Source organism: Streptomyces sp. NPDC050610 (genome assembly GCF_040654875.1).
Lineage (GTDB): Bacteria > Actinomycetota > Actinomycetes > Streptomycetales > Streptomycetaceae > Streptomyces.
This window is the reverse complement of record NZ_JBFAIV010000030.1, coordinates 82820-109033: the sequence shown is the minus strand read 5'-3', so window position 1 is coordinate 109033 and position 26214 is coordinate 82820. Positions and strand designations below refer to the sequence as shown.

General features: G+C 71.8%; 24 protein-coding genes, 2 pseudogenes and 1 riboswitch. Of the genes and pseudogenes, 11 read left to right on the top strand and 15 right to left on the bottom strand.

What is annotated here, in order from left to right; translation table 11 throughout:
* Positions 1-154: 154 nt before the first annotated feature.
* On the top strand, positions 155-841 hold the full coding sequence (locus tag AB0I22_RS30380; RefSeq protein WP_363134150.1) for a phosphatase PAP2 family protein: 687 nt from the start codon (positions 155-157) through the stop codon (positions 839-841).
* Here AB0I22_RS30380 and AB0I22_RS30375 read toward each other — a convergent pair.
* Positions 771-1229, bottom strand: coding sequence for a hypothetical protein (locus tag AB0I22_RS30375; protein ID WP_363134149.1), 459 nt, complete (start codon positions 1227-1229; stop codon positions 771-773). The genes AB0I22_RS30380 and AB0I22_RS30375 overlap by 71 nt on opposite strands.
* A 277-nt stretch (positions 1230-1506) precedes the next feature.
* Positions 1507-2199: pseudogene (locus tag AB0I22_RS30370) on the bottom strand (FAD-dependent oxidoreductase); the annotation flags it as partial.
* Here AB0I22_RS30370 and AB0I22_RS30365 point away from each other — a divergent pair.
* A pseudogene (locus tag AB0I22_RS30365) lies at positions 2195-2338 on the top strand (DUF1768 domain-containing protein); the annotation flags it as partial. The pseudogenes AB0I22_RS30370 and AB0I22_RS30365 overlap by 5 nt on opposite strands.
* On the opposite strand, the gene AB0I22_RS30360 reads toward AB0I22_RS30365, so the two are convergent.
* Complete coding sequence (locus AB0I22_RS30360; RefSeq protein ID WP_363134148.1) at positions 2281-3201, bottom strand: hypothetical protein; 921 nt, start codon at positions 3199-3201, stop codon at positions 2281-2283. The pseudogene AB0I22_RS30365 and the gene AB0I22_RS30360 overlap by 58 nt on opposite strands.
* A gap of 92 nt (positions 3202-3293) precedes the next feature.
* Between AB0I22_RS30360 and AB0I22_RS30355 the strand changes: the two genes are divergently transcribed.
* The gene (locus AB0I22_RS30355) at positions 3294-4316 is read left to right on the top strand and encodes an adenosine deaminase (RefSeq protein WP_363134147.1); all 1023 of its coding nucleotides are present in this window, start codon (positions 3294-3296) and stop codon (positions 4314-4316) included.
* Between the two features lie 30 nt (positions 4317-4346).
* Positions 4347-5027, top strand: a complete 681-nt coding sequence (locus tag AB0I22_RS30350) for a glycerophosphodiester phosphodiesterase (RefSeq protein WP_363134146.1) — start codon at positions 4347-4349, stop codon at positions 5025-5027.
* Between the two features lie 81 nt (positions 5028-5108).
* Here the strand turns inward: AB0I22_RS30350 and AB0I22_RS30345 are convergent, their stop codons facing one another.
* Positions 5109-6572, bottom strand: a complete 1464-nt coding sequence (locus tag AB0I22_RS30345) for a gamma-aminobutyraldehyde dehydrogenase (protein WP_363134144.1) — start codon at positions 6570-6572, stop codon at positions 5109-5111.
* Positions 6573-6750: 178 nt separating this feature from the next.
* Here AB0I22_RS30345 and AB0I22_RS30340 point away from each other — a divergent pair, with 178 nt between their 5' ends.
* The 6 genes from AB0I22_RS30340 (at position 6751) to AB0I22_RS30315 (ending at position 13132) form a co-directional block, all read left to right on the top strand.
* Positions 6751-7239: an Lrp/AsnC family transcriptional regulator gene (locus AB0I22_RS30340; protein ID WP_363134143.1), complete on the top strand. Its 489-nt coding sequence runs from the start codon at positions 6751-6753 to the stop codon at positions 7237-7239.
* Entirely contained in the window at positions 7224-8603 is a 1380-nt protein-coding gene (locus AB0I22_RS30335; protein WP_363134162.1) for an aspartate aminotransferase family protein, read from the top strand. Before AB0I22_RS30340 ends, AB0I22_RS30335 begins: the two co-directional genes overlap by 16 nt.
* A gap of 261 nt (positions 8604-8864) precedes the next feature.
* Complete coding sequence (locus AB0I22_RS30330; RefSeq protein ID WP_363134142.1) at positions 8865-9593, top strand: ATP-binding cassette domain-containing protein; 729 nt, start codon at positions 8865-8867, stop codon at positions 9591-9593.
* Complete coding sequence (locus tag AB0I22_RS30325; protein ID WP_363134141.1) at positions 9575-10738, top strand: hypothetical protein; 1164 nt, start codon at positions 9575-9577, stop codon at positions 10736-10738. The genes AB0I22_RS30330 and AB0I22_RS30325 overlap by 19 nt, the downstream gene beginning before the upstream one ends.
* 113 nt (positions 10739-10851) lie before the next feature.
* Positions 10852-12063, top strand: coding sequence for an LOG family protein (locus AB0I22_RS30320; protein ID WP_363134140.1), 1212 nt, complete (start codon positions 10852-10854; stop codon positions 12061-12063).
* A 94-nt stretch (positions 12064-12157) separates the two neighbouring features.
* Positions 12158-13132 carry a hypothetical protein gene (locus AB0I22_RS30315; RefSeq protein ID WP_363134139.1) on the top strand — a complete coding sequence of 325 codons (975 nt, stop codon included), beginning with the start codon at positions 12158-12160 and terminating at the stop codon, positions 13130-13132.
* A gap of 116 nt (positions 13133-13248) precedes the next feature.
* Here the strand turns inward: AB0I22_RS30315 and AB0I22_RS30310 are convergent, their stop codons facing one another.
* The 9 genes from AB0I22_RS30310 to rpsB all read right to left on the bottom strand — a co-directional run bounded on the left by AB0I22_RS30310 (position 13249) and on the right by rpsB (position 23171).
* Positions 13249-14277, bottom strand: a complete 1029-nt coding sequence (locus AB0I22_RS30310; protein ID WP_363134138.1) for an ABC transporter ATP-binding protein — start codon at positions 14275-14277, stop codon at positions 13249-13251.
* Positions 14278-15954 (bottom strand): iron ABC transporter permease, encoded by a 1677-nt coding sequence (locus AB0I22_RS30305; protein ID WP_363134161.1) that lies wholly within the window; start codon positions 15952-15954, stop codon positions 14278-14280.
* Positions 15955-16046: 92 nt separating this feature from the next.
* Positions 16047-17132, bottom strand: a complete 1086-nt coding sequence (locus tag AB0I22_RS30300) for a thiamine ABC transporter substrate-binding protein (RefSeq protein ID WP_363134137.1) — start codon at positions 17130-17132, stop codon at positions 16047-16049.
* Positions 17128-17232, bottom strand: a riboswitch (TPP riboswitch). Its footprint overlaps the gene before it by 5 nt.
* 22 nt (positions 17233-17254) lie before the next feature.
* Positions 17255-18361 (bottom strand): 23S rRNA (adenine(2503)-C(2))-methyltransferase RlmN, encoded by a 1107-nt coding sequence (gene rlmN / locus AB0I22_RS30295; RefSeq protein ID WP_363134136.1) that lies wholly within the window; start codon positions 18359-18361, stop codon positions 17255-17257.
* 80 nt (positions 18362-18441) lie between these two features.
* The gene (locus tag AB0I22_RS30290) at positions 18442-19590 is read right to left on the bottom strand and encodes a phosphatidate cytidylyltransferase (RefSeq protein ID WP_363134135.1); all 1149 of its coding nucleotides are present in this window, start codon (positions 19588-19590) and stop codon (positions 18442-18444) included.
* Positions 19590-20147: a ribosome recycling factor gene (frr, locus tag AB0I22_RS30285; protein WP_363134134.1), complete on the bottom strand. Its 558-nt coding sequence runs from the start codon at positions 20145-20147 to the stop codon at positions 19590-19592. Before frr ends, AB0I22_RS30290 begins: the two co-directional genes overlap by 1 nt.
* Before the next feature lie 182 nt (positions 20148-20329).
* Positions 20330-21109: a UMP kinase gene (gene pyrH / locus AB0I22_RS30280; protein ID WP_363134133.1), complete on the bottom strand. Its 780-nt coding sequence runs from the start codon at positions 21107-21109 to the stop codon at positions 20330-20332.
* Positions 21110-21269: 160 nt separating this feature from the next.
* A complete protein-coding gene (gene tsf / locus AB0I22_RS30275; protein WP_363134132.1) occupies positions 21270-22124 on the bottom strand; it encodes a translation elongation factor Ts in 855 nt (284 codons plus the stop codon).
* A gap of 102 nt (positions 22125-22226) precedes the next feature.
* Entirely contained in the window at positions 22227-23171 is a 945-nt protein-coding gene (rpsB, locus tag AB0I22_RS30270) for a 30S ribosomal protein S2 (protein ID WP_363134130.1), read from the bottom strand.
* A 313-nt stretch (positions 23172-23484) separates the two neighbouring features.
* Here rpsB and AB0I22_RS30265 point away from each other — a divergent pair, with 313 nt between their 5' ends.
* Positions 23485-24351 (top strand): M23 family metallopeptidase, encoded by an 867-nt coding sequence (locus AB0I22_RS30265; protein WP_363134129.1) that lies wholly within the window; start codon positions 23485-23487, stop codon positions 24349-24351.
* Between the two features lie 188 nt (positions 24352-24539).
* Here AB0I22_RS30265 and AB0I22_RS30260 read toward each other — a convergent pair whose 3' ends face one another.
* Both AB0I22_RS30260 and whiG read right to left on the bottom strand, forming a co-directional pair.
* The gene (locus tag AB0I22_RS30260) at positions 24540-25079 is read right to left on the bottom strand and encodes a helix-turn-helix domain-containing protein (protein ID WP_363134160.1); all 540 of its coding nucleotides are present in this window, start codon (positions 25077-25079) and stop codon (positions 24540-24542) included.
* Positions 25080-25171: 92 nt separating this feature from the next.
* Positions 25172-26008 (bottom strand): RNA polymerase sigma factor WhiG, encoded by an 837-nt coding sequence (gene whiG / locus AB0I22_RS30255; protein ID WP_363134128.1) that lies wholly within the window; start codon positions 26006-26008, stop codon positions 25172-25174.
* Positions 26009-26214 lie beyond the last annotated feature (206 nt).

Sequence of the window (26214 nt, the reverse complement as noted above, 5' to 3'; positions counted from 1 at the left end):
CGGCGGAGTCCTGGACTCCGTATCTCCTCACCGATCGGACGGCCGCCCGCCCCACACCCCCCGGGGCGCGCGGCACCCCGGTCACACGGCGGCCCCGGGACTCCCCCCCCTGCTCCGGGGCCGCCCCCTCTCCCCCGCTCCGTACGCTTCTCGCGTGCCGCTCTCCTCGCTGATCCCCCCGCTGTGCGCGCTGCTCCTCGCCCTGCTGTCGTGGCAGGCGGCGACGGACGGGCCGGTGCGCCCGCTCGACGAGCGGCTCGGCCGCTGGCTCGCCGACAGCTCCCTCCCCTCCCCCGCCGCGCAGTTCTTCGCCGATCTCGGCAACGCGGCGGTGGCCGTGCCCGTCCTGGTCCTCGCGCTGGCGTACGCGGCACGGCGCGGGCGTCGCGCCCGCGCCCCCAGGTGGTGGCTGCCCCCGCTCGCCGCCGCCCTCGCGATGGCCGCGGTGCCCGCGCTCGTCGTGCCGCTCAAGACGTGGATCGGCCGCCCCGGGCCGCCGCGTATGGCGGGCGGCGCGCACGAGGGCTTCTTCCCGTCGGGGCACGCGGCCACGGCGGCGGTCGCCTACGGTGCCGCGATCCTGCTCCTGCTCCAGTACGCCCGCGAGCGCGCCCGTACGCGCCGGCCGGCGGCGTTTATCGCGTACGGGCTGCTTAATGTCGCGATCGGCGTGGGGCTCGTACGCCAGGGCTACCACTGGCCGCTGGACGTCCTGGGCTCCTGGTGCCTGGCGGGCCTGGTGCTGTGGTGTCTGCACCGGGCCCTGCTCGTCAGCCCCCGTTCTGGGCCAGCCCGGCCGCTGCCTCGTGCATCGCGAGCTCCAGGACGGCCGGGTCCGTGAGGGTCCCCTCGCCGTCGGGCACGACGATCCAGCGGACTCCGCCGGTGGCGCGCCCCGGGTAGGGGACGACGATCCAGGTGCCGCGCCCGGCGCCGCGCACGCCCGTGGCAAGCCAGCGGGCCACCGTGCCCGGCGGCACGAAGAACCCCAGCCGGGAGTCGCCGAAGTCCGCGAGGACCGGGCCGGGCCGGTCGATGAAGCGGGAGAGGACGTCCAGGGTCGGGTAGCCGAGATCGCCAGGCAGGATCAGTACGTCCCAGAGCCGGCCGGCCGGCAGCAGGGCCACCCCCAGGGGGTTGCGTTCCCACTCCCACCGACAGGCGTCGGGGTCCGGCGCCACCGACGCCAGCCATTCCACCGCGTTCTTGGCACCCGCGCCGCCGCTCATGTCCAAGCCTCCGTTCCGTTTCCGCTTGTCCTGCGTTCACGGGTGAGAGGCCGAACGGCGCACATCGTTACGCGAGTTCGAGCTACCAGTTGGTAGTGACTTGGCGCACAGGAACCACACAGCCGTGCGCCCCGGCGTGACCGGAGGCGCACGAGACGCGTGGGACACCACGAATCCGGCCGAACGCGCCCCACAGAGCAGTGGAATGACGCGGCCTCAGCAGAACCGCGACAGCCCGGCGGGTCAGCGGGCCGGCGGAGTTGGGCGGCCGGCAAACTCAGCTGTCGAAGCCGAGACCGGCCCGGTCCAGCGCCCGCAGCCACAGATTGCGCCGCCCGCCCCGCTCGTCGGCGCGGGTCATGGCCCACTGGGTGATCCCGATGCCCAGCGTCCGGACCGGCTCGGGCGGGAACGGCAGCGGCTTCGTACGGACCATCTCCAGCTCCGTACGCTCCGTACGCTCCCCGGCCAGCAGATCGAGCATGACGTCGGCCCCGAACCTGGTCGCGCCGACGCCGAGCCCCGTGAAGCCGAGCGCGTACGCGACGCGCCCGCCGTGCGCCGTGCCGAAGAAGGGCGAGAAGCGGGAGCAGGTGTCGATCGCGCCGCCCCACGCGTGGCTGAAGCGCACCCCCGCGAGCTACGGGAGGCACCGGAAGAAGTGGTGCGCGAGCTTGCGGTAGGTGGCCGGGTGGTGGTCGTACTCGGCGCGGACGCCGCCTCCGTAGAGGTGCACGATGTCGTAACCGCCCCACAGGACGCGCTGGTCGGCGGTGACGCGGAAGTAGTGGAAGTGGTTGGCGCTGTCGCTGAGCCCTTGCCGTCGCCGCCGGCCGACGGCCGCGAGCCGCTCGGTCATCAGCGCGTAGTCGTAGACGGGCGCGACATACCGCCGTACGCGCCTGACCAGGCTGGGGAAGGCGTTGGCGCCGAGCGCCGCGTGGCGCGCGAAGACCCGGCCGTACGGGCTGGCGGCGGACGACGGGGCGGCCCGGAATCCGGGGCGCTGGCGCGGGCTGAGTCTGCTGGGGTTCGCGCTGATGGAGGCGCGTCAGCGGCTGGCGTCCGGGCCGGGTACGAGCACGGGGGCGGACATATGGACGCCGTAGACGTCGTCGGGGTCGTAGCGCGTGGTGTGGGGGGCGTCGGCGGCCTGGATGTAGACGACGACCAGCACGGCCGTGGCGACGAGCGCGGCGGCGCCCAGGATGATGCCCGCCAGGGACTGGCCGGAGGCGGCCGACTCCCCGCGCTTCGCCTTGCCGCGGCCGATGATCCCGAAGATGAGGGCCAGTACGCCGAGTACGACGCCGAAGACGACGGTCGGCGACAGGACCAGGCCGACTATGCCGAGCACGAGGGCTGCGATGCCGAAGCCGTTGTCGGCCGCCGGGCGGGGGGCCTGCCAGCCGTAGCCGTAGGGCGGCTGTGCGGCGGGGTAGCCGTAGCCGGGGCCCATTCCGGGGGCCGGCGGGCCCGGCTGACCCGGGAACGCCTGGCCGTGGGGCGGCGGTCCGTACGGGCCCGTCCCGTACGCGGCCGTGCCGTACGGGACGGGCGCGCCGGGGCCCGTCGGCGCGATCGGCGGGGGCGGCACGGAGCCGGGCAGCCCCGGCGCGGGGGCGGGACCGAGGTTGGGCGCGGCCGTGGTGTGCGGTGCGAAGGGCCCGCCGGCGGGGTACGGGCCGGGCGCCGGGCCCCCGGCGGATTCGCCGCCGCCGGGGTGCGGGGCCGACGCCGGCCCCGGCCCTCCGGCGGGCTCGGAACCGCCGTGCTCGGCGCTGCCCGTCGCCTGTCCGGCGGCCTGTCCGCCGTCCGGCGGCGTCGGCGCGGACGGCTTCTCCAGCTCCACGCGCTGCGCTCCGCGCGCCTCCGGCGGCGCCCACGGGTCACGGTCCCGCGGCTCCGACGGCTGCTCATCGGCCTTGTCGGCGATGTCGGCCATGGCCCTCCCCAGTCGCTTTTCCGTCATGCTACGGCCTGCGTCCTACGGCCGCGGCCGCCCCGCATACGATGATCCGAACCTATTTTCCCAGCTACACCAGCAGCTACCGGAGGCTCCAGGTGTCCGATCTCGCCCCCTTCATCGCCGGTCTCCCCAAAGCGGAGCTGCATGTCCACCATGTCGGTTCGGCCTCTCCCCGCATCGTTTCGGAGCTCGCGGCCCGGCACCCCGACTCTCCGGTGCCCACCGACCCCGAGGCGCTCGCCGACTTCTTCACCTTCCGCGACTTCGCCCACTTCATCGAGGTCTACCTCTCCGTCGTCGCCCTGATCCGCGACGCCGAGGACGTCCGGCTGCTGACCTATGAGGTGGCGCGCGACATGGCCCGGCAGAACATCCGCTACGCCGAGCTGACGGTCACCCCGTACAGCTCGACCTCGCGCGGGATTCCGGACGCCGCCTTCGTGGAGGCCATAGAGGACGCCCGTACCGCCGCGGAGGCCGACCTCGGCGTGCGGCTGCGCTGGTGCTTCGACATCCCGGGCGAGGCGGGGCTGGCCGCGGCCGAGGAGACCGAGCGCATCGCCACCCGGCTGCGGCCGGAGGGGCTCGTCTCCTTCGGGCTCGGCGGACCCGAGATCGGTGTGCCCCGCCCGCAGTTCGCGCCCTACTTCGAGCGGGCCATCGCGGCGGGCCTGCACTCCGTGCCGCACGCGGGCGAGACGACGGGCCCCGAGACCATCTGGGACTCCCTCACCGACCTGCGCGCGGAGCGCATCGGCCACGGCACCAGCGCCGTCCAGGACCCGAAGCTGCTGGCCCACCTGGCGGAGCACCGCATCCCGTTGGAGGTCGCCCCCACCTCCAACATCGCGACCCGGGCCGTCGCCACGCTGGAGGAGCACCCGCTGAAGCAGATGGTAGACGCGGGCGTCGTGGTCACCATCAACAGCGACGACCCGCCGATGTTCGGCACCGACCTCAACTCGGAGTACGCCATCGCGGCCCGTCTCCTGGACCTCGACGCCCGGGGCGTCGCGGCCCTCGCGAAGAACGCGGTCGAGGCGTCCTTCATGGAGGCGGCGGACAAGGCGAAGCTGGCCGCGGAGATCGACAGCTACACGGAGGCGGCGCTGCGGTAGCGCTCAGGCGCCGTGGCCACAATGGGCACCATGATCTGCACCGCCGTCGCCCACCGCGGCGACCCCTACGTACGGCGTGAGAACACCCTCCCCTCCATCCGCTCCGCGCTGCGGGCGGGTGCCGGGGCGGTGGAGATCGACGTCCGCCTCACCCGCGACGGCGTGCCCGTACTGCTCCACGACGCGACCCTCGAACGCCTCTGGGGCCACCAGCGCCCGCTGGCCCGGCTCTCGGCGGCCGAGGTCCGGGGGCTGACGGGCGGCGGGGTGCCCACCCTGCGCGAGGCCCTGCACGAGATCGGGCAGTCCCCGGCGGGACGGGCGTTCATCGACTTCCCCGACCCGTCGGCCGTACCGGCCGCGGTCGCCGAGGTCCGCGCGTCCGGCGCGGCCGAGCGGGCGTACTACTGCGGCGGGCCCGCCGCCATGCTCGCCGTGCGCCGCGCCGACCCCGCCGCAGAGACGGCCCTGACCTGGACGACGCTGGCGCGGCCCCGGCCCGTCCTCCTCGCGGACGTCCGCCCGCGGTGGCTCAACTACCGCTTCGGGCTGGTCTCCCGGGGTCTGGTCGAACGCGATCACGCCGACGGCCTCCTGGTCTCCGCCTGGACCCCCGACACCCGCCGTTCGATGACGCGCCTGCTGCGCGCGGGCGTCGACTCCATCACCACGAACCGGGTGGACGCGCTCTGCGCGCTGCTCACCCGGTGACCGGCGCGGCGCTCGGCAGCGGAAGACCGCAGGCCGTGCGGAGCGGGCTCCCGCCCCGCACGGCCGTGGGTCAGCCCTCGCTCAGCCTTCCAGCGACGTCATCACGTGCTTGACGCGCGTGTAGTCCTCGAAGCCGTAGGCGGAGAGGTCCTTGCCGTAGCCGGACTTCTTGAAGCCGCCGTGCGGCATCTCGGCGACGAGCGGGATGTGGGTGTTGATCCACACGCAGCCGAAGTCGAGCTTCTTGGACATGCGCATCGCGCGCGAGTGGTCCTTGGTCCACACCGATGAGGCGAGCGCGTACTCCACGCCGTTGGCGTGGCTGACGGCCTGCTCCTCGTCCGTGAAGGACTGGACGGTGATGACGGGGCCGAAGACCTCGTGCTGGATGATCTCGTCGTCCTGCTTGAGGCCGGAGACGACGGTCGGGGCGTAGAAGTACCCCTTCTCGCCGACCCGGTGGCCGCCCGCCTCGATCTTGGCGTGGGCGGGCAGCCGCTCGATGAAGCCGGAGACCTGCTTCAGCTGGTTGGCGTTGTTGAGCGGCCCGTACAGCACGTCCTCGTCGTCCGGCCGGCCGGTCTTGGTGTCGGCGGCGGCCTTGGCGAGGGCGGTGACGAACTCGTCGTGGACGCTCTCGTGCACGAGCACGCGGGTGGCGGCCGTACAGTCCTGGCCCGCGTTGAAGTAGCCCGCGACCGAGATCTCCTCGACGGCCTTGGCGATGTCGGCGTCCTCGAAGACGACGACGGGCGCCTTGCCGCCCAGCTCCAGGTGGACCCGCTTGAGGTCCTTGGCCGCCGACTCGGCCACCTGCATGCCGGCCCGTACGGACCCGGTGATCGAGGCCATGGCGGGGGTGGGGTGCTCGACCATCAGCCGACCGGTGTCGCGGTCGCCGCAGACGACGTTGAAGACGCCCTTGGAGTGGCCGAGCCCCTCCAGCACGCCGCCGATGATCTCGCCCAGCAGGACCGTCGAGGCGGGCGTGGTGTCGGAGGGCTTGATGACGACGGTGTTGCCGGCGGCCAGCGCCGGGGCGAACTTCCAGACGGCCATCATCATCGGGTAGTTCCACGGCGCGACCTGCGCGCAGACGCCGATGGGCTCGCGGCGGACGATGGAGGTCAGGCCCTCCATGTACTCGCCGGCCGAGCGGCCCTCCAGCATTCGCGCGGCGCCCGCGAAGAAGCGGATCTGGTCCACCATCGGCGGGATCTCCTCGCTGCGTACGAGCGCGAGGGGCTTGCCGGTGTTCTCGGACTCCGCGGCGATCAGGTCCTCCGCGCGCTCCTCGATCGCGTCCGCGACCTTGAGCAGCACCTTCTGGCGTTCGCCGGGCACGAGGTCCCGCCAGGCGGGGAAGGCGGCCTCGGCGGCGGCCATGGCGGCGTCGACGTCGGCGGCCCCGGAGAGCGCGGCGGTGGCGTACGCCTCGCCGGTGGTCGGGTCGACCACCTCCGTGGTCCGCCCGTCGGCGGCGTCCCGGAACTCCCCGCCGATGTAGTTGCGCAGTGTGCGAAGCCGTCCAGGCTCGGTGGTCACTTGCCACCCCTCCTGTCAGATGTCCGATGGGTGAGATGCCCAGCCTAGTCAGGTAGGCGACGTTTTCGACACACCCACCACGCACAGACAACGGAATCCGTGCAATGAAGAGCCCTACGCAACGGATTTCATCGGTTCCGGGTTGCGAGACAGTCGAGTCCCGTGCAGAGTGGGGCACGTGGCCACTCGTAGTACGGATCCGAGAAGCACGAACGGCACGCAGCCGATCGACGCCGTCTCCCTGGCGATCATCGAACAGCTCCAGGAGGACGGCCGCCGTCCCTACGCGGCGATCGGCAAGGCCGTCGGCCTCTCCGAGGCCGCGGTGCGCCAGCGCGTGCAGAAACTGCTCGACCAGGGCGTGATGCAGATCGTCGCCGTCACCGACCCGCTCACCGTCGGATTCCGGCGGCAGGCGATGGTCGGCATCAACGTCGAGGGCGACCTCGACCCGGTCGCCGACGCGCTGACCGCCATGAGCGAGGTCGAGTACGTCGTCATGACGGCGGGCTCGTTCGACCTCCTCATCGAGGTCGTCTGCGAGGACGACGACCAGCTGCTGCAAATGATCAACAAGCGCATCCGGACCCTCCCCGGCGTGCGCTCCACCGAGAGCTTCGTCTACCTGAAGCTCCGGAAACAGACCTACACCTGGGGAACGCGATAGCCGTGAGCAAGGACCTCTCGAAGACGGCGTACGACCACCTGTGGATGCACTTCACCCGCATGTCGTCGTACGAGAACGCCCCCGTGCCGACGATCGTGCGCGGCGAGGGCACGTACATCTACGACGACCAGGGCAGGAAGTACCTCGACGGGCTGTCCGGGCTGTTCGTGGTCCAGGCCGGGCACGGCCGCGCGGAGCTGGCCGAGGCCGCCGCCAAGCAGGCCCAGGAGCTCGCCTTCTTCCCGGTGTGGAGCTACGCCCACCCCAAGGCCGTCGAACTGGCGGAGCGGCTCGCGCACTACGCGCCGGGCGACCTCAACAAGGTCTTCTTCAGCACCGGCGGCGGCGAGGCCGTCGAGACCGCGTGGAAGCTCGCGAAGCAGTACCACAAGCTGACCGGCAACCACACCAAGTACAAGGTGATCTCACGGGCCGTCGCCTACCACGGCACCCCGCAGGGCGCCCTGTCCATCACCGGTCTGCCCGCCCTCAAGGCCCCCTTCGAGCCGCTGGTGCCCGGTGCGCACAAGGTGCCCAACACCAACATCTACCGCGCGCCGATCCACGGCGACGACCCGGAGGCGTTCGGCCGCTGGGCCGCCGACCAGATCGAGCAGGAGATCCTCTTCGAGGGCCCGGAGACCGTCGCGGCCGTCTTCCTGGAGCCGGTGCAGAACGCCGGCGGTTGCTTCCCGCCGCCGCCCGGCTACTTCCAGCGGGTGCGCGAGATCTGCGACCGGTACGGCGTGCTGCTCGTCTCGGACGAGGTCATCTGCGCCTTCGGCCGCCTCGGCACGATGTTCGCCTGCGACAAGTTCGACTACGTGCCCGACATCATCACCTGCGCCAAGGGCATGACCTCCGGCTACTCCCCGATAGGGGCCGCGGTCATCTCGGACCGCGTCGCCGAGCCGTTCTACAAGGGCGACAACACCTTCCTGCACGGCTACACCTTCGGCGGCCACCCGGTCTCCGCCGCGGTCGCCCTCGCCAACCTCGACATCTTCGAGCGCGAGGGCCTGAACCAGCACGTCCTCGACAACGAGGACGCGTTCCGCGCCACGCTGTCCAAGCTGACCGATCTGCCGATCGTCGGCGACGTGCGCGGCAACGGCTTCTTCTACGGCATCGAGCTGGTGAAGGACAAGGTCACCAAGGAGTCCTTCGACGAGGAGGAGTGCGAACGGCTGCTGTACGGCTTCGTCAGCAAGAAGCTGTACGAGAACGGGCTGTACTGCCGGGCCGACGACCGCGGCGACCCGGTCATCCAGCTCTCCCCGCCGCTGATCTCCGACCAGTCGACGTTCGACGAGATCGAGTCCATCGTCCGGGGCGTGCTCGAAGAGGCGTGGACCAAGATCTGACGGGCTTTCCGCCGACCCGCCGGAATCCGACGGGCTTTCCGCCGACACGCGCAGAAGCGGCCGCTTCTGCGCGTGTTCGCTCCTACACATCTGTAATCAGCCCAATGTAATGAGCCCGACCGGAGGAAAGTGGGCCGCTCCTGCGCCGAGCCTCGACGGAAGCTAGTATCCGGGTTCCGTACGGTGCCAGTGACCCATTGGCCTCCGGTTCGTTCACCCGGACAGGGGAACGGACCCCCATAGCGACCCGAGGTGCTCGACATGGCGGCCCCGCCGGACAACGACGTGCTCTGGGCACGCGGACTGCACTACTCGCACAGTGGCTCCCCCGCTCTCGCCGGTATCTCCCTCGGTGTCCGCGAGCGCGAGATCCTCGCCGTCACCGGGCCCCGCGGCTCCGGAAAGACCACCCTGCTGAAGTGCCTCTCCGGGCAACTGCCGCCCGAGAGCGGCGAGGTGTGGTTCAACAGCGCGCCCGTGCACACCCTCACCCCGCTGGGCCGGGAGCGGCTGCGGCGCGAGCGGTTCGGCTGGATCGACACCGAGCCGCGGCTGGTACCCGAGCTGACGGGCTGGGAGAACGCCGCCCTGCCGCTGCTGCTGCGCGGCACCGGCAACCGGACGGCCCGGCAGAAGGCCGTCGAGTGGCTGGAGCGGCTCGACGTCGGTGACTGCGTTCGCAAACGCCCGGCGGCCCTCCTCCAGTCGCAGCGGCAGCGCGTCGCCATCGCCCGCGCGCTCGCCGCCGAGCCGACGGTGCTCTTCGCCGACGAGCCGACGGCGCCGCTGCACCGCGCCGACCGCGCCCAGGTGCTCCGTACGATCACGACGGCGGCCCGCTCGCACGGCATCACGGTCGTTCTCGCGACGCACGACACGGAAGCGGCCACCCTCGCCGACCGGATGGTCTCGGTGATCGACGGCCGCCGGGTCGGCACGGTTCCGGCCCCCGAGGCGGAGGGCGAGCCCGCGTGCTCAGTCTCCGCCTAGCCCGCGGCGCCCACCCCCTCGTACTCCTGCGGCGGCTGCTGCTCGCGGCGGCGGCCGGCGGCGTGGGCTTCCTGCTGCTCTGCACGCTGGGGCACGCCGTGGCGCACCCGAAGGACATCGACGGCTCCCTCGTGCGCCTCGCGTGGTGCGCGGTGCCGCTGGCCGCCACCGCGCAGCTCTCCGTCGCGATCGCCCGTACGGACCCGGTCACGGGCCCGCGCTCGGGGCTGGCCGCCGCCGGGTACGGGCCGGGCCGCGTCACGCTGCTGTCCGCCGTGTCGGCCGCCGTGTCCTGCACGCTCGGCAGCGGGCTCGCGCTCCTCGTCTTCCTGCAACTGCGCGGCGACCTCGTCGGGGGTCCGCTCGCCGCGACCGCCGACCTGCTCGGCGCGGGCCGGCCGTTGCCGTGGGGCGCGGTCCTCACACTGCTCGCCGTGGGGCCCGTGGCCACCGCGGCCGTGAGCGCCGTCGCACTGCGGCCCCGCGCCCCGCGTGCCGAGGCCACCGAGCCCTCCGGCGTCTCGCACGGCCTGCCGTGGGGCATCGCGCTGACCGCGGTCGGCCTCGCCCTGGAGGCGTACGCGGGCCGCGGCCCGGCCCCTTCCCCCGAGTCGCTCTTCCCGCTGCCGGGCCGCCTCGACGGCAGCCCGCCGGGCGTCGTCGGCGGCTGGGCGCTCACCGCGATCGGGCTCGTGCTGGCCGGGCCCGGCCTCGCACAGCTCATCGGCAAGGTGCTGTCCGCCGGGCGGCCCGGCGCGCTGCGGCTGCTGGCCGGCCGGGTGCTCCAGGACGACGCGGTGCGCATCGGCCGGCCGCTGGGCGTGGTGTGCGCGGTCGCCTCGGGCGCGCTGGCGGCGGCCGAACTGTACGGCACCGCCTGGGAGTCGGCGGGCCCCCGCCCGTTCGGCCCGCTGACGGGCCTGGGCGCCGCCGTCGTCATAGCGTGCGCCACCGCGACGGCGATCACCGCGGGTCTGGAGACCCGCAACCGCCGGGGCGAGACCACGGCCGCCCTGCTGCGGCTGGGCGCCCCGGTCGCCGTGCTGCGCGGCGCGGCGGCGCTCCGTACGGCCGTGCTGCTGGCCGTACTCGCCGCGCTGACGTGGGCGGTCGGGCTGCTGGCGGCGCTCCCGCTGACGCGGTGAGCACTCGGGGCTGCGTTTCAGGCCGCGTCTTGGGCTGCGTCTCGGGCTGGGTCTCGGGCTGGGTTTCAAGCCGCGGACGACGGCGGTCCGGCGGCTGCGTCTAGCATGGCCGGATGCAGCCGAGCCCCCAGTCCCCGGCCGGGCGGGACAAGGTCCACCGCCCCGTCTCAGCGGAGCCGAAGGCGCCGTCACGCCCGTCGGCGGCGCCCTGCGAGATCGCGTCCGTCGAGGAGTTCGACGCGGCCGTGGCCGCCGGTTCGCTCGGCGGCTGCCGCGTCCAGTCCCTCGACCTGACGGAGCGGGGCGCGGCGCTGCTGGCCGTGGAGTGCGATCAGGCCGTCTTCCTGGGCTGCCGGATGCCCGAGGACGCGGCGGCGCGGGTACGGGCGTCGGGCGCGCTGGTCTTCCCGCCCATACCGGAACTGCCGTTCGATCCGTACCGGAGCTCGCTCTACCGGCCCGAGGAGCTCTTCGAGGGGCTGGCGGTGAGCTATGAGAGCACGCCAGACGCGCTCTCATACGCCTGGTACGAACGGACCCGGCCCGATGGCGACGTCTTCGCCTCGATGCTGCGCAGCATCCACGACGACTCCGTCTCCGACGCCCTGGACGAACTCCTCGTCGGCGCGCACGTCGTGGGCGTCATGGGCGGGCACGCGCTGGAGCGCGGTTCGCGGGGGTACGCGGGCGCGGCCCGCCTCGGCCGGGCGCTGAGCCGGGCGGGGCTGACGGTGGCGACGGGCGGCGGGCCGGGCGCGATGGAGGCCGCGAACCTCGGCGCGTACGCGGCTCCGTACGGCGACGCCATGCTCGACGAAGCCCTCGAACTCCTGGCGAAGGTCCCCTCGTTCGTGGATTCGGTCGGCGACTGGGCGGCGGCCGCCTTCGCCGTACGGGAGCGCTGGCCGGCGGGCGGCGCCTCGGTGGCCCTGCCCACCTGGTTCTACGGGCACGAGCCGCCGAACGCGTTCGCCGCCCACATCGCCAAGTACTTCGCCAACGCCATCCGCGAGGACGGCCTGCTCGCCCGCTCCAACGCGGGCGTCGTCTTCCTGCCGGGCGCGGCCGGGACGGTGCAGGAGATCTTCGACAACGCGACGTCGAACTACTACGGCTCGCACGGCGAGGCGACCCCGATGGTGCTGGTCGACCGCGACCACTGGACGCGCCGCCTGCCGGCCTGGCCGCTGCTGGAGGCGCTGGCCGAGGGCCGCGCCATGGCCGGGCGCATCGCGCTCGTCGACTCGGTGGACGAGGCGCCCGAGGCGCTGGCCCGGCTGCGGGCGGCTGCCCCGGCGGGACGGTCCCGGTCTGCGGATGACTAATATTTGACCAGTTCTTGACCGGAGGCAACTCTTCCCCCGAAATGCGCGTCTGCCTGACAGAACACAGAGTGCGCACGCGCGAACGGAGCTACTGGTGATCATCGGCCTTCTGACGGCTGTCGCGGCATCGGCCTGCTACGGCACAGGCTCTGTCCTGCAAGCCGTGGGCTCACGCAAATCCGCTCGGCGAGAGGCCGCGGCCGCCTCGTCGACCGGCACCACGCAGCATGGCGGACCCAGCCTGTCGTCCACCGCGAAGGCCGCTGTGACCTGGGAATTCATGGTCGGCACGGTGCTCGACTTCATAGGGTTCGCGCTCGGCGCGCTGGCCGCGCGGCTGCTGCCGCTCTTCCTCTCGCAGACCGTCATCAGCGCCAACCTGGTGATCACCGCCGTGCTGAGCATCAAGCTCCTCGGCATCAAGCTGACCCGGCCCGAGTGGACCTCGATCGCCGTCGTCTGCTCGGCGCTGGTGCTGCTGGCGACGGCGGCCGGGCACGAGGGCGGGGGCAGCAGCTCGACGACCACCCACTGGTGGCTGCTGGTGATCGCGATCGTGCTGATGGCGGGCGGCACGGTGATCGTGCGGATGCTCGGCTCGCGGGCCGCGATCCTGGCCGGCCTGCTCTCCGGCCTCGGCTTCGGCGCGCTGGGCGTCGGGGTGCGCGTCCTGAACGGCATCGACCCGTTCAACCTGCCCACGCTCCTCGCGGACCCCGCCCTCTACGCCATCCTCGTGGCCGGCATCGGCGGCATGTACCTGCACACTGTCGCCCTCCAGATCGGTTCGGTCAACGGCGCGACCGCCGCGCTGGTGGTGGGCGAGACGGTGCTGCCCGGCATGATCGGCGTGCTGTGGCTCGGCGACTCCTCGCGGCCCGGCTTCGCCTGGGTGGCGATCCTCGGGTTCGTCCTGGCGGTGGCGGGCGCGGTCGCCGTGGCCTGGTTCGGCCAGCCGGAGGGCGGCGCGGAGGCGGCGCCGCAGCCGCAGGACCCCCTCCCGGCGGACGCCGACAACGCCACCGACGACACTGTGCGGCAGAGTACGGCCTCTCCTACGGGGAGCTGACTTACGGGAAATCGCCCCAAGGGGAGTCGGCCTACGGCGCGCCGGGCTGCTGGGCCCGCAGGGAGCCGAGCCGCGGGAGACCGCGGCACAGGAGGCCGCGCTACCGGGAGGCCGCGCTACGGGGCGCTGAGCACCACCACTTCGTCCGCGTCGAACTCCACGCCGACCCGCGCGCCCGCCTCCGGCGCGTCGCGCAGGGCGCACGCCGCCTCCAGCTGCGGCCCGTTCTCGGGCCGCAGCAGCAGCGCCACATGGTCCCCGCGGAAGGTGCGCGCTTCCACCGTGCACGGCAGCCCGTCCCGTACGCCCGTCAGCCGCACCCCGGCCGGGCGTACGAGCAGCCGCTGCGCGCCCTGGGGCGCGCCTCGGCGCACCGGGAGCTTGCCCCAGGCCGTCTCGGCTGCCTCACCGGAGACACCCGCCTCGACGACGTTGTCGAAGCCGAGGAACCGGGCCACGAATTCTGAGGCCGGGCGCTGCCACACCTCCAGCGGCGTGCCGCTCTGGGCGATACGCCCGTCGCGCATGACGACCACCCGGTCGGCGAGCGCGAACGCCTCGCCCTGGTCGTGGGTGACGGCGAGGACCGTGGTGCCCAAGGTTCTGAAGAGGGAGCGCAGTTCCATCACCAGGCGCTCGCGCAGCCCACGGTCGAGCTGGCCGAAGGGCTCGTCGAGCATCAGCAGCCGGGGGCGCGGCGCGAGCGCGCGGGCGAGCGCGACGCGCTGCTGCTCACCTCCGGACAGCGTGCCGACCGCGCGGCGCTGTGCGTCCGGCAGCCCGACGAGGTCGAGGAGTTCGGCGACCGTACGGGCCTGCTCGGCGCGGCCCGCCCCGCGCATCCGCAGTCCGAAGGCCACGTTTCCGGCCACATCGCGCTGCGGGAAGAGCTGGTGGTCCTGGAACATCAGCCCCACACCGCGGCGGTGCGTCGGGATGCCGCTCTGGTCCCGGCCCTCCAGTGTCACCCGCCCGCCGTCGGCCCGCTGAAGCCCCGCGACGACGCGCAGCAGGGTGGATTTTCCGCTGCCGCTCGGGCCGAGGACGCACACCGTCTCGTGCTCGGCGACCTCCAGGTCCACCGCGTCCAGCGCCGTCCTCGCGCCGAAGCGGACGCTCGCGCCGTCCAGTCGCAGCAGGGCCATCTAGAACTCTCCCGAACGGTCGGTGCGAATGCGCTCCAGTACCAGCAGCGCCACCGCGCACACCAGCATCAAAATGGTGCTGAGGGCCATCGCCTGCCCGTAGTTCATCTCCCCGGGCCGGCTCAGCAACCGGGCCACCGCGACCGGCAGCGTCGGGCTGTCCGGCCGGGCGATGAAGACGGTCGCCCCGAACTCGCCCAGCGAGACCGCGAACGCGAACCCCGCCGCGACCGCCAGCGCCCTCCCCACCAGCGGCAGATCCACTTCCCGCCAGGCCCGCAGCGGGGACGCCCCGAGCACCGCGGCGGCCTCCCGCAGCCGGGCGTCGACCGCGCGCAGCACCGGCAGCATGGTCCGTACGACGAAGGGGACGCCCACCAGCGCCTGGGCCAGCGGCACCAGGATCCAGGAGTCCCGCAGGTCCAGCGGCGGCTTGTCGAGGGTGATGAGGAAGCCGAAGCCGACGGTCACGGCGGAGGTGCCGAGCGGCAGCATGAGGAGCGCGTCGAAGCCCCGTACGAGCCGGCCCGCGCCCTTCGCGCCCCCGTTCGCGCCCCCGTTCGCTCCGCCCTTCGCGCCGCCGTTCGCTCCGCCCCGGAGCGTCAGGGCGGCTGCGGCCAGCCCGCCGATGACCACGGCTATGGCGGTGGCGGCGAGCCCGTAGGAGAGCGAATTGCCGATCGCCTCCAGCGGCGCGACGACGAAGGTGCCGCCGTTGTCCGCGGCCGATTCGAGAGCGCGATAGAAGACCGGGCCGTAGCCGTCGGGGCCGTCGAAGGAGCGCTGCACCAGCACGGCCAGCGGCAGCAGGATCAGCAGGGCGACGCAGGCCAGCACCCCCGCCAGCAGCGACCACTGCCCCGCGCCGCGCGGCCGGCGCGACGTCCGCGCCGCGTCGACCAGCCGGAGCGCCGACTCCCGGCGGCGTACGGTCCGGGCGTGCACGGCGAGCAGCACGCACACCGCCAGCAACTGGACGATCGAGAGCACGGCGGCCGTCGGCAGGTTCAGGAGCTGCGCGGTCTGCTGGTAGATCTCCACCTCCAGCGTCGCGTAGCGCGGGCCGCCGAGGATCTGGATGACGCCGAAGGAGGTGAAGGTGAAGAGGAAGACCATCAGGGCCGCTGCCGCCACGGCGGGCGCGAGGGCGGGGAGCGTCACCCTGCGCCAGGCCGCGAAGCGCCCGGCGCCCAGCACCCGCGCCGCCTCCTCCTGGCGCGGGTCGAGCTGCGCCCACAGGCCGCCGACGGTCCGCACGACGACCGCGTAGTTGAAGAAGACGTGCGCCAGGAGGATGGCCCAGACCGTGGTGTCGAGGCGGACCCCCCACAGCTCGTCGAGCAGCCCGCCGCGGCCCAGCAGCGCCAGGAACGCCGAGCCCGCGACGACGGTCGGCAGGACGAAGGGGACGGTGACCACGGCGCGCAGCAGCTGCTTGCCGGGGAAGTCGAAGCGGGCGAAGACGTACGCGCCGGGGAGCGCGAGGGCGAGGGTCAGCGCGGTGGACGCGGCGGCCTGCCAGGTGGTGAACCACAGGACGTGGCCGATCTGCGGGTCGCCGAGCACCTCCCCTATCCGGCCGAACTGCCACTGCCCGCCGTCCTTCAGCCCCCGGGCGACGATCGCCACGACGGGATAGGCGAAGAAGGCGGCGAAGAACGCGAAGGGCACCGCCATCAGCGCGAGTCGCGACACGACGCCGCGCGCGGCGGCCTTGCGGTCCGCCGCGCGGCCGGGATCGGGCCCGTCCGGCGCGTTCCCCGGGGGCGCTACTTCAGGACGAGCGAGGACCACGACTTGACCCACTGCTCACGGTTCTTGGCGATCTTCTCCGGGGCCAGGGTCTCGGGGGCGGAGATCTTCGCGCCGTACTTCGTGAACACCTCGGGCAGCTTCGCGTCCGGGTTCGCCGGTTTGACGAACATCTGGAGCGGCATGTCCTCCTGGAATTCCTTGCCCACCAGGAAGTCGAGGAGCGCCTTGCCGCCCTTGGTGTTCTTCGCCCCGTTCAGCAGCCCCGCGAATTCGATCTGCCGGAAGCACGTGCCGGTCGCGACCCCGGTGGGCCCCTCCTTCGGCTGCGGCTTCGCGTCCAGCACCTCGGCGGGCGGGCTGGAGGCGTAGGAGACGACGAGCGGCTTGTCGCCCTTGGCCTTCTTGCCGGCGGCGGAGCCGGAGAACCGCTGGTTGTAGGCCTGCTCCCAGCCGTCCACGACCTCGACGCCGTTGCTCCTGAGCTGCTTCCAGTACTTCTGCCAGCCGTCCTCGCCGTACTTGGCGACGGTGCCGAGCTGGAAGGCGAGGCCGGGGGACGAGGTGGCGACGTTCTCGGTGACGAGAAGGTTCTTGTACTCCGGCTTGACCAGATCGTCGAAGGACTGCGGCGGCGCCAGTTTGTGGTCCTTGAAGTACGCGCGGTCGTAGTTGACGCAGATGTCCCCGGTGTCGACGGGGGTGGCGCGGTGCTTCGCCGCGTCGAGCTGGAGATCGCGCGGGATCCGGTCCAGCCCCTTGGCCTCGTACGGCGAGAACAGCCCGTTGTCGAGGGCGCGCGAGAGGAGGGTGTTGTCGACGCCGAAGAAGACGTCCCCCTGCGGGTGCGACTTCGAGAGGATCGCCTGGTTGACGGCCGCGCCCGCGTCGCCGCTCTTGACGACCCGTACCTTGTAGCCGGTCTTCTCGGTGAACTGGGCGAGCACGGACTTCGAGGCGTTGAACGAGTCGTGCGAGACCAGGGTGACCGTCTTGGAGTCCGACGCCTCGGACGATCCGGATCCCCCGCAGGCGGCGAGCGCGGTGACGCCGAGGGCGCTGACGACCGCGGCGCCGATGGCACGCCGGACATTGCTGTTCATGAGTGAGCTGACTCCCTACGCCGGTATGACCCGGATCAGGTCCGAGGGTCTGCGGCCAAGCCGCACTCTCAGCGCTCTGTGCGCTCCCCTGTCGGATTGTTCAATTGTGCGAAAGCACCATATCAGCGCTCGGAAGCGGCCAATTGTCCGCAGGCCCCGTCGATCTCCTGGCCCCGCGTGTCGCGCACGGTCACGGGCACGCCGTGGGCCGCGATCGCCTCGACGAACGCCTTCTCGTCCTCCGGACGCGACGCGGTCCACTTGGAACCGGGCGTCGGGTTGAGCGGAATGAGGTTGACGTGCACGCGCTTGCCCTTGAGCAGCCGCCCGAGCAGATCGCCGCGCCACGCCTGGTCGTTGATGTCGCGGATCAGCGCGTACTCGATGGAGATGCGGCGGCCGGACTTCTCCGCGTACTCCCAGGCCGCGTCGAGGACCTCGCGCACCTTCCACCGCGTGTTGACCGGCACAAGCGTGTCGCGCAGCTCGTCGTCGGGGGCGTGCAGCGAGACCGCGAGGCGGCACTTGAAGCCCTCGTCGGCGAACCGCAGCATCGCGGGGACCAGGCCGACGGTGGAGACGGTGATGCCGCGCTGCGAGAGGCCGAGCCCGTCCGGCTCGGGGTCCGTGAGCCGGCGGATCGCACCCACGACGCGCTTGTAGTTGGCGAGCGGCTCGCCCATCCCCATGAAGACGATGTTGGAGAGCCGGGCCGGACCGCCGGGCACCTCCCCGTCGCGCAGGGCGCGCATGCCGTCGACGATCTGGTGGACGATCTCGGCGGTGGACAGATTCCGGTCCAGCCCGGCCTGGCCGGTGGCGCAGAACGGGCAGTTCATTCCGCAGCCCGCCTGCGACGAGATGCACATGGTGACCCGGTCCGGATAGCGCATCAGCACGGACTCGACGAGCGTGCCGTCGTGCAGCTTCCAGAGCGTCTTGCGGGTGGTGTCGTCGTCGCACGAGATGTGCCGCAACACGCTCATCAGCTCCGGCAGCATCTCGGCCGCCAGCCTCTCGCGCGCCGCCGCGGGGATGTCGGTCCACTGCGCCGGATCGTGGGCGTACCGGGCGAAGTAGTGCTGCGACAGCTGCTTGGCACGGAACGGCTTCTCGCCGATCGCGGCCACGGCCTCGCGGCGCTCGGCGGGGCTAAGGTCGGCGAGATGCCGCGGCGGCTTCTTGGCTCCGCGCGGCGCGACGAAAGTGAGTTCTCCGGGCTTAGGCATGGTCCATCCAGTGTGGCAGACATCCGGAAAGGGGCCCGCCGCCCTGTGGACAACGGACCCCTCGACGGGAAAAGCGCAGGTCAGCCGCTGCCGACGAAGATCACCATAAGCAGCCACACCACCGGCGCGGTGGGCAGCAGGGAGTCCAGCCGGTCCATGATCCCGCCGTGCCCCGGCAGCAGCGTGCCCATGTCCTTGATGCCGAGGTCCCGCTTGATCATGGACTCGCCCAGGTCGCCGAGCGTGGCGCTGGCCGCGACCGCGCAGCCGAGCAGCAGCCCGTGCCACCAGGTCCCGTCGTCGATCAGGTACTGCATGCACAGCGCGCCCGCCACCATCGCGAAGGCGACCGCGCCGACGAGGCCCTCGCGCGTCTTGCCGGGGCTGATCCGCGGCGCGAGCTTGTTCTTGCCGAACTTCCAGCCCACCGCGTACGCGCCGGTGTCGCTGACGACCGTCAGCACGAGGAAGGTGAGCACCCGCCACGCGCCGTCGCCGGCGGCGAGCATCAGCGCCACGAACGTGGCGAGGAAGGGCACGTAGAACGCCGCGAAGATGCCCGCCGTGACATCCCGCAGATAGTCCTCGGGCGGTTCCGTCATCCGCCACACGAGCACGGCGAGCGCGGTGAAGGCCATGGCCACCCACGCGCCCTCCGGGCCGTCCAGATAGCCCGCGACGACCATGGCGGCGCCGCCGACCGCGAGCGGCACCAGCGGCGCCTTGATCGCCTTCTTCTCCGACAGGCGCGAGGTCAGCTCCCACAGCCCGACGACCACGGCGACCGCTATCACGCCGAGGAAGACGGGCTTGTAGATGAACAGGGAGGCGATGATGATCCCGCCCAGCCCCAGGCCCACCCCTATGGCCGCCCGCAGGTCACGGCCCGCGCTCTTCTTCACAGGCGCGGCGGCCGGCTCCGGCGCCGCGGGAACGGGCTCGGGCACCGCAGCGGGCTCCTGCTCCCCGTGGAACTGCTCACCACGGAACTGGTCGTCACGGAACCGTTCCTCACGGAACTGTTCATCGCGGAAGAGGGGGCCGCCGAGGTAAGCGGCCCCCTTCTCACGGTCGTCCTGATCTCCGCCTGCGTCGGGCACGATGGGCATGGGCCGAGTCTGCGCCGCGTCGCCCATGTCGTGCACGGGACCTGCCGGACGGGCCGGCCCCCGGTCGGTCGGCCCGCGGTATCCGGCGCTCGGCGGGGCCCCCCAGGAAGAGTCGTTCATCAGACCTCGAGCAGCTCGGCTTCCTTGTGCTTGAGCAACTCGTCCACCTGCGTGACGTACTTCGCAGTGGTGTCGTCGAGCTCCTTCTCCGCGCGGCGCACCTCGTCCTCGCCGGACTCCTTGTCCTTGACGAGCTTGTCGAGGGTCTCCTTGGCCTTGCGGCGGACCGAGCGGATCGAGACCTTCGAGTCCTCGGCCTTGCCCTTGGCGACCTTGATGTACTGGCGGCGCCGGTCCTCGGTCAGCTCCGGGAACGTCACCCGGATGATGCTGCCGTCGTTGCTCGGGTTGACGCCCAGATCCGAGTCGCGGATCGCCTGCTCGATGTTGCGCAGCGCCGTCTTGTCGAACGGGGTCACCACGGCCATCCGCGGCTCCGGCACCGAGAACGACGCCAGCTGGTTGATCGGGGTCAGCGCACCGTAGTAGTCCGCCACGATCTTGTTGAACATCGCCGGGTGCGCACGCCCCGTACGGATCGCCGCGAAGTCCTCCTTGGCGACCACGACGGCCTTCTCCATCTTCTCCTCGGCCTCGAGGAGGATCTCTTCGATCACCACTTGCTCCTGGTGTTATCAGTAAGCAGAGCCTCGCCCCTGCGCGCGTCTTCTCCTGCACGGTGTCCGACCGGCAGGCCGTTGTCCATCCCCGTGCCGCGCATCTCCCGCGGCGTGGGTTGCCGTCGTGGCCGCACGGTCCCGGATGGGGCCCCGTGCCGCCCGTACGGCCGTACGAGCCGTCAGGCCCGGGTACCCCGGTCGCTCACGAGCGTGCCGATCTTCTCACCCTTCACGGCGCGCGCGATGTTGCCCTCAGCGAGCAGCTCGAAGACGAGGATCGGGAGCTGGTTGTCCATGCACAGGGTGATGGCCGTGGCGTCGGCGACCTTGAGCCCGCGGGTGATGACCTCGCCGTACTCCAGGGCGTCGAACTTCACCGCGTCCGGGTTCTTCTTCGGGTCGGAGTCGTAGACCCCGTCCACGCCGTTCTTGCCCATCAGCAGGCACTCGGCGTCGATCTCCAGCGCGCGCTGGGCGGCGGTGGTGTCGGTCGAGAAGTACGGCATCCCCATGCCGGCGCCGAAGATGACGACGCGGCCCTTCTCCAAGTGCCGCACCGCGCGCAGCGGAATGTACGGCTCCGCGACCTGGCCCATGGTGATGGCGGTCTGCACGCGGGAGTCGATGCCCTCCTTCTCCAGGAAGTCCTGGAGGGCCAGGCAGTTCATGACCGTGCCGAGCATGCCCATGTAGTCGGACCGGGCCCGGTCCATGCCGCGCTGCTGAAGCTCGGCGCCGCGGAAGAAGTTGCCGCCGCCGATGACGACGGCGATCTCCGCACCGTCCCGGACGACCGCCGCGATCTCTCTGGCGATCTTGTGCACGACGTCCGGGTCGACGCCCAGTCCCCCGCCGCCGGCGAATGCCTCACCGGACAGCTTCAGCATGAACCGACGGTGTGTGCCGCCGCCGGTGCCCTTGTCGTCGGCAGCCTGCGTGGCGTCCGCGCCCTGATTCATTGGAGATCTCCTCGTGCACATACGAAGAAGGCCATTGCCGGTGGTCCCTTTCGGTTCCCTCTGCGGCAATGGCCTCCTCGTCACATCTGCGGCCGGCCGGTGGACGGTCGGCTGCGTACGACCCTAGCGGGTCGTAGGTCATTCGCTGACTTCGTCAGGCTCAGACGCCGACGCGGAAGCGGGCGAAGTGCTTGAGCGTGACGCCGGCCTCGTCCAGGATCTTCTGGACGGTCTTCTTGTTGTCCTTGGCGAACGGCTGGTCCAGCAGCACGCTCTCCTTGAAGAAGCCGGTGACGCGACCCTCGACGATGCGCTCCAGGGCGGCCTCGGGCTTGCCCTCCTCGCGGGCGGTGGCCTCGGCGACGCGACGCTCGTTCTCGACCGTCTCGGCCGGGATGTCCTCACGGGTGAGGAACTTCGGCGCGAACGCGGCGATGTGCTGCGCCACGTCCTTGGCGGTCGCGGCGGCGGCCTCGTCGGAGGCGGTGCCCTTGTCCAGCTCGACCAGGACGCCGACCTGCGGGGGCAGGTCCGGGCTGGTGCGGTGCATGTACGCGGCCACGTAGCCGTCGGAGTACTGCGCGAAGCGGTCGAGGACGATCTTCTCGCCGAGGGTGGCGTTGGCCTCGTCCACGTAGGCCTGCACGGTCTTGCCGGGCTCGATCTCGGAGGCGCGCAGCGCCTCGATGTCGGCCGGGGAGGTCTTGGCGACGTGCGCGGCGAGAGCGTCGGCGACGGCGACGAACTTGTCGCCCTTCGCGACGAAGTCCGTCTCGCACTTGAGCTCCAGCAGCACGCCGGAGGACTTGTCGTCGGCGATCAGGGAGACGACGGCACCGTTCTCGGCGCTGCGGCTCTCGCGCTTGGCGACGCCCTTCTGGCCCTTGACGCGCAGGATCTCGACGGCCTTGTCGACGCTGCCCTCGGCCTCGTCCAGCGCCTTCTTGCAGTCCATCATGCCGGCGCCGGTGAGCTCGCGGAGCTTCTTGACGTCAGCGGCGGTGGTGTTCGCCATGGTCTGTGAATCTCTTCTCGAAAGTCGATGTGACTACGGGTGAACGGCGGGGACGGTGCACGCGGCACCGTCCCCCTCCGTCATCAGCCGTGACGTGTGAGGTCAGGCCTGCTCGGCGTCCGCGGCCTTGGCCTCGGTGGCCTCCTCGGCCGGGGCCTCGGCGACGGCCGGGGCGTCAGCGGCAGCCGGGGCTTCGGCAGCGGCCGGAGCGTCGGCAGCGGCCTCGGCCGGCTTCTCGGCCTCGGCGGCGGGAGCGGCCTCTTCCTCGGTCTTCTTGGTTTCGAGCAGGTCGCGCTCCCACTCGGCAAGCGGCTCACCGACGGCCTTCTCGCCCTTGGCGTCACCGGAGGCGGCGCCGGAGCGGGCGATGAGGCCCTCGGCGACGGCGTCGGCGATCACGCGGGTGAGCAGGGTGACGGAGCGGATCGCGTCATCGTTGCCGGGGATCTTGTAGTCGACCTCGTCGGGGTCGCAGTTGGTGTCGAGGATCGCGACGACCGGGATCCGGAGCTTGCGCGCCTCGCCGACGGCGATGTGCTCCTTCTTGGTGTCCACGATCCAGACGGCGCTGGGCACCTTCTGCATCTCGCGGATGCCGCCGAGGGTCTTCTCCAGCTTGGCCTTCTCGCGGGAGAGGACCAGGAGCTCCTTCTTGGTGAGGCCGGAGGCGGCCACATCCTCGAAGTCGATGAGCTCAAGCTCCTTGAGGCGCTGGAGGCGCTTGTAGACCGTGGAGAAGTTGGTGAGCATGCCGCCCAGCCAGCGCTGGTTGACGTAGGGCATGCCGACGCGGGTCGCCTGCTCGGCGATCGCCTCCTGCGCCTGCTTCTTGGTGCCGACGAACATGATGGAGCCGCCGTGCGCGACGGTCTCCTTGACGAACTCGTAGGCGCGGTCGATGTACGACAGCGACTGGAGCAGGTCGATGATGTAGATGCCGTTGCGCTCGGTGAAGATGAAGCGCTTCATCTTCGGGTTCCAACGGCGGGTCTGGTGACCGAAGTGGACGCCGCTCTCCAGCAGCTCCCGCATCGTGACGACGGCCATGGCCGTACTCCTATGTGCTCGGTTCCCGCGCCGGCCGGGCGGCCGTCGCGCCTGACGCCCCGTCGCGCCCGCCGTGGCCGGTGCCTTTGCGAGGAACCGTTCCGCGGACCGAGGGACACGGCCACCGGGCTGCCCGAGAGGGCCTGACGCGCCGGTGGCGGGGCGTGCGAAGTCGATCCGGTGACCCGGATCGCCACAAGAAGTGTACGGGACCGCCGCACCGACGGGTGACGCCGTTGTCCACAACCCACCAGTAGTCCACAGATCCGGTCCATGATCCCCGCGCGAAGGCGCTCTGCGCCACGGTTCTGCCATGCGCCGACTGACGACAACCGCGGGCACGGTCCTGCTCTACGCCCTCATGGTCATGTGTACGACGGACACGTACGCACTGAGCATGCGCACCCCGGCCGCTAACGCGGCGGCCGCCCCCAGCGCCGACGGGCGGAGAACCCCCGCCGACGAGACCGCCCGCGCCTGGCCGGTAGCCGGGGCAGGCGCCTCGGGCCGCCCCGTAGTCGTACGGGCATGGGAGCCGCCCCCCGCGCCGTGGGCCGCAGGGCATCGCGGGGTGGACCTCGCCGCCCACTCCGGTCAGGCGGTACGCGCGGCCGGGGGCGGCACGGTGTCCTTCGCGGGGAAGGTCGCGGGCCGCGGAGTGCTGTCGATCGAGCTGTCCGGGACGGGCAGTCCCCCTCTGCGCACCACGTACGAGCCGGTGCGCGCGACGGCGCGCGCGGGCGACCGAGTGACAGCGGGGCAGCCGGTGGGCGTCTTGGTGCCCGGCTCATCCCACTGCGCGGCACCCTGCCTGCACTGGGGTCTGCTGCGCGGCCACCGCTACCTCGACCCGCTGTCACTGCTGCCGCCCGAAATGCTGGGCAGCGGCCACTCGCGACTACTCCCAGTCTTCGGCATCCCCATGGACTCCCCGATGCCGGCTCCTCCCGCTCTCCTCCCCGCACCGGGAGGCACCCTGCTGACGCACGCGTCACGGCGACTGCTACCGGCCGCCTGGGGCGACGACACGTCCCCGGGACACGTGGCCGCAGCCGCCGCCTTGGCGGCAGCGACAGTGTGGGCGCGCCGCGCGTTGCGCACCGCCCAACGCACCCGGCGCACGCCGGGCGGCCGACGTACAGGGCGGAAGCATACGAAGGTGAGCGGCGTGGACGGGTGACACTGGAAGGCGCACGAGGCGGCTGTCACGGACGCCGGACGCACGGCGCGACTGGCTCGGACAGCAGGCGCGCGCAGGACCAGCAGGCGAGAGCGCCCGCACCACGAGAACGCCTGACGCCGACGTCCGGTCCGCGAGGGAAACGGCGCGGGACAGTCGGCCACCCCACGAGGGCGGCCTGAAGGGGGTCAGCCCCGTACGCCCCGCAGGGCCATGGCGACGGCCGCCTCCGTGATGTGGTCCGGATCCTCGGCCGCGCCGAGCTCGATGCGGCGCACGGCGGCGTCGACCACGCCCTGGAGCAGCATCGCCGCCAGCCGTGGCTGCTCATGCCCGAGACCGCCGAGCGCCTCGACGACCATGGCGATCAGCCCACCGTGCGCGGCGCGGATCTTCTCGCGCGCCCCGGCGTCCAGCTCGCCCGCCGAGATGGCGACCACGGCCCGGTGCCGGCGGTCGCCGACGAGCGCGAGCTGCCGCCGCACGTACGCCTCGATCTTCGCCTCCGGCGTGTCGACCCGCTCCATGGCCGACTCGACCTCCGCCGCCCAGACGGGGAAGTCGACGGCGCACAACTCTTCGACGACAGCCGCCCGAGAGCGGAAGTATTCATAGACGGAGGACCGCGCGAGCCCGGTCCGCTCGGCGAGGGCGGGGAAGGTCAGCGCCTCCGTGCCGCCTTCGGACAGCAGGGTGCGGGCGGCGTCCAACAGGGCGCCGCGCTGCATCGTCCGGTGCTCGGCCACTGAGGCCGCTCGAATCCTTGGCACACTTCCACTCTACGGATGCTCCGCACGAAGGACGACGCTGGTGGGACGATTCAGCGTCCGACATCGGCCAGTTTGGCCCGCAACTGGAGCACGGACTTGGTGTGGATCTGGCTGACCCGGCTCTCCGTAACGCCGAGGACGTTGCCGATCTCGGCGAGCGTGAGCCCCTCGTAGTAGTAGAGGGTGACCACGGTTTTCTCCCGGTCCGGAAGCGTGTTGATGGCGCGCGCCAGCAGTCGCCGCAACTCCCTGTCCTCGGCGATCTCGACCGGGTTGTCCGCGGCGGTGTCCTCAAGCGTGTCCATCAGGCTCAGCCGGTCGCCGCTCTCGCCGCCGACGTGCAGCAGTTCCTCCAGAGCCACCACGTTGGCCAGCGACAACTGGCTGAAGACGCCGTGCAGTTCCTCCAGCCCGATGTCCATCTCCGTCGCCACTTCCGCCTCCGAGGGCGTGCGGTGCAGGGCCGCCTCCAGCGTGGCGTACGCGCGCTCGACCGCCCGCGCCTTCTGCCGGACCGATCTCGGGATCCAGTCCAGAGCGCGCAGTTCGTCGATCATCGCTCCCCGGATCCGGGTGATGGCGTACGTCTCGAACTTGATGGCCCGCTCGGGTTCGAACTTCTCGATGGCGTCGATGAGCCCGAAGACACCGGAGGAGACGAAGTCGGCCTGCTCGACATTGGGCGGCAGCCCCACGCTCACCCGTCCCGCCACATATTTCACCAGCGGCGAGTAGTGCAGGATCAGCTGCTCCCGCAGCCGCTCGTCGCCCGTCGCTTTGTAGGAGCGCCACAGCTCGTCGAGCGTCGAGGGCGCGGGAGGGCGCACCGTGCCGCGGGCGGCGGGCGGCGCTGCCGCGCGGTCAGAACCCGAGGTGTGCTGGGGCATTCTTCGCCTTGAGCCGTTCTGCCGTGACGTGGGTGGAGTACTCCATAGGAGCCGGAATTCTTGTGAGCGTAGCGTGACTGAAGCGTCGCAGTGCGCGAAGAGGGTGGGTTCGGTGGTGCGCAGATACGTTCCGCTGCCCGCACTCCGGGATGACGGCCGCCGGGTCGAACGGCAACCGCGACGGGGACGCATCGCGCGCTTTTGCG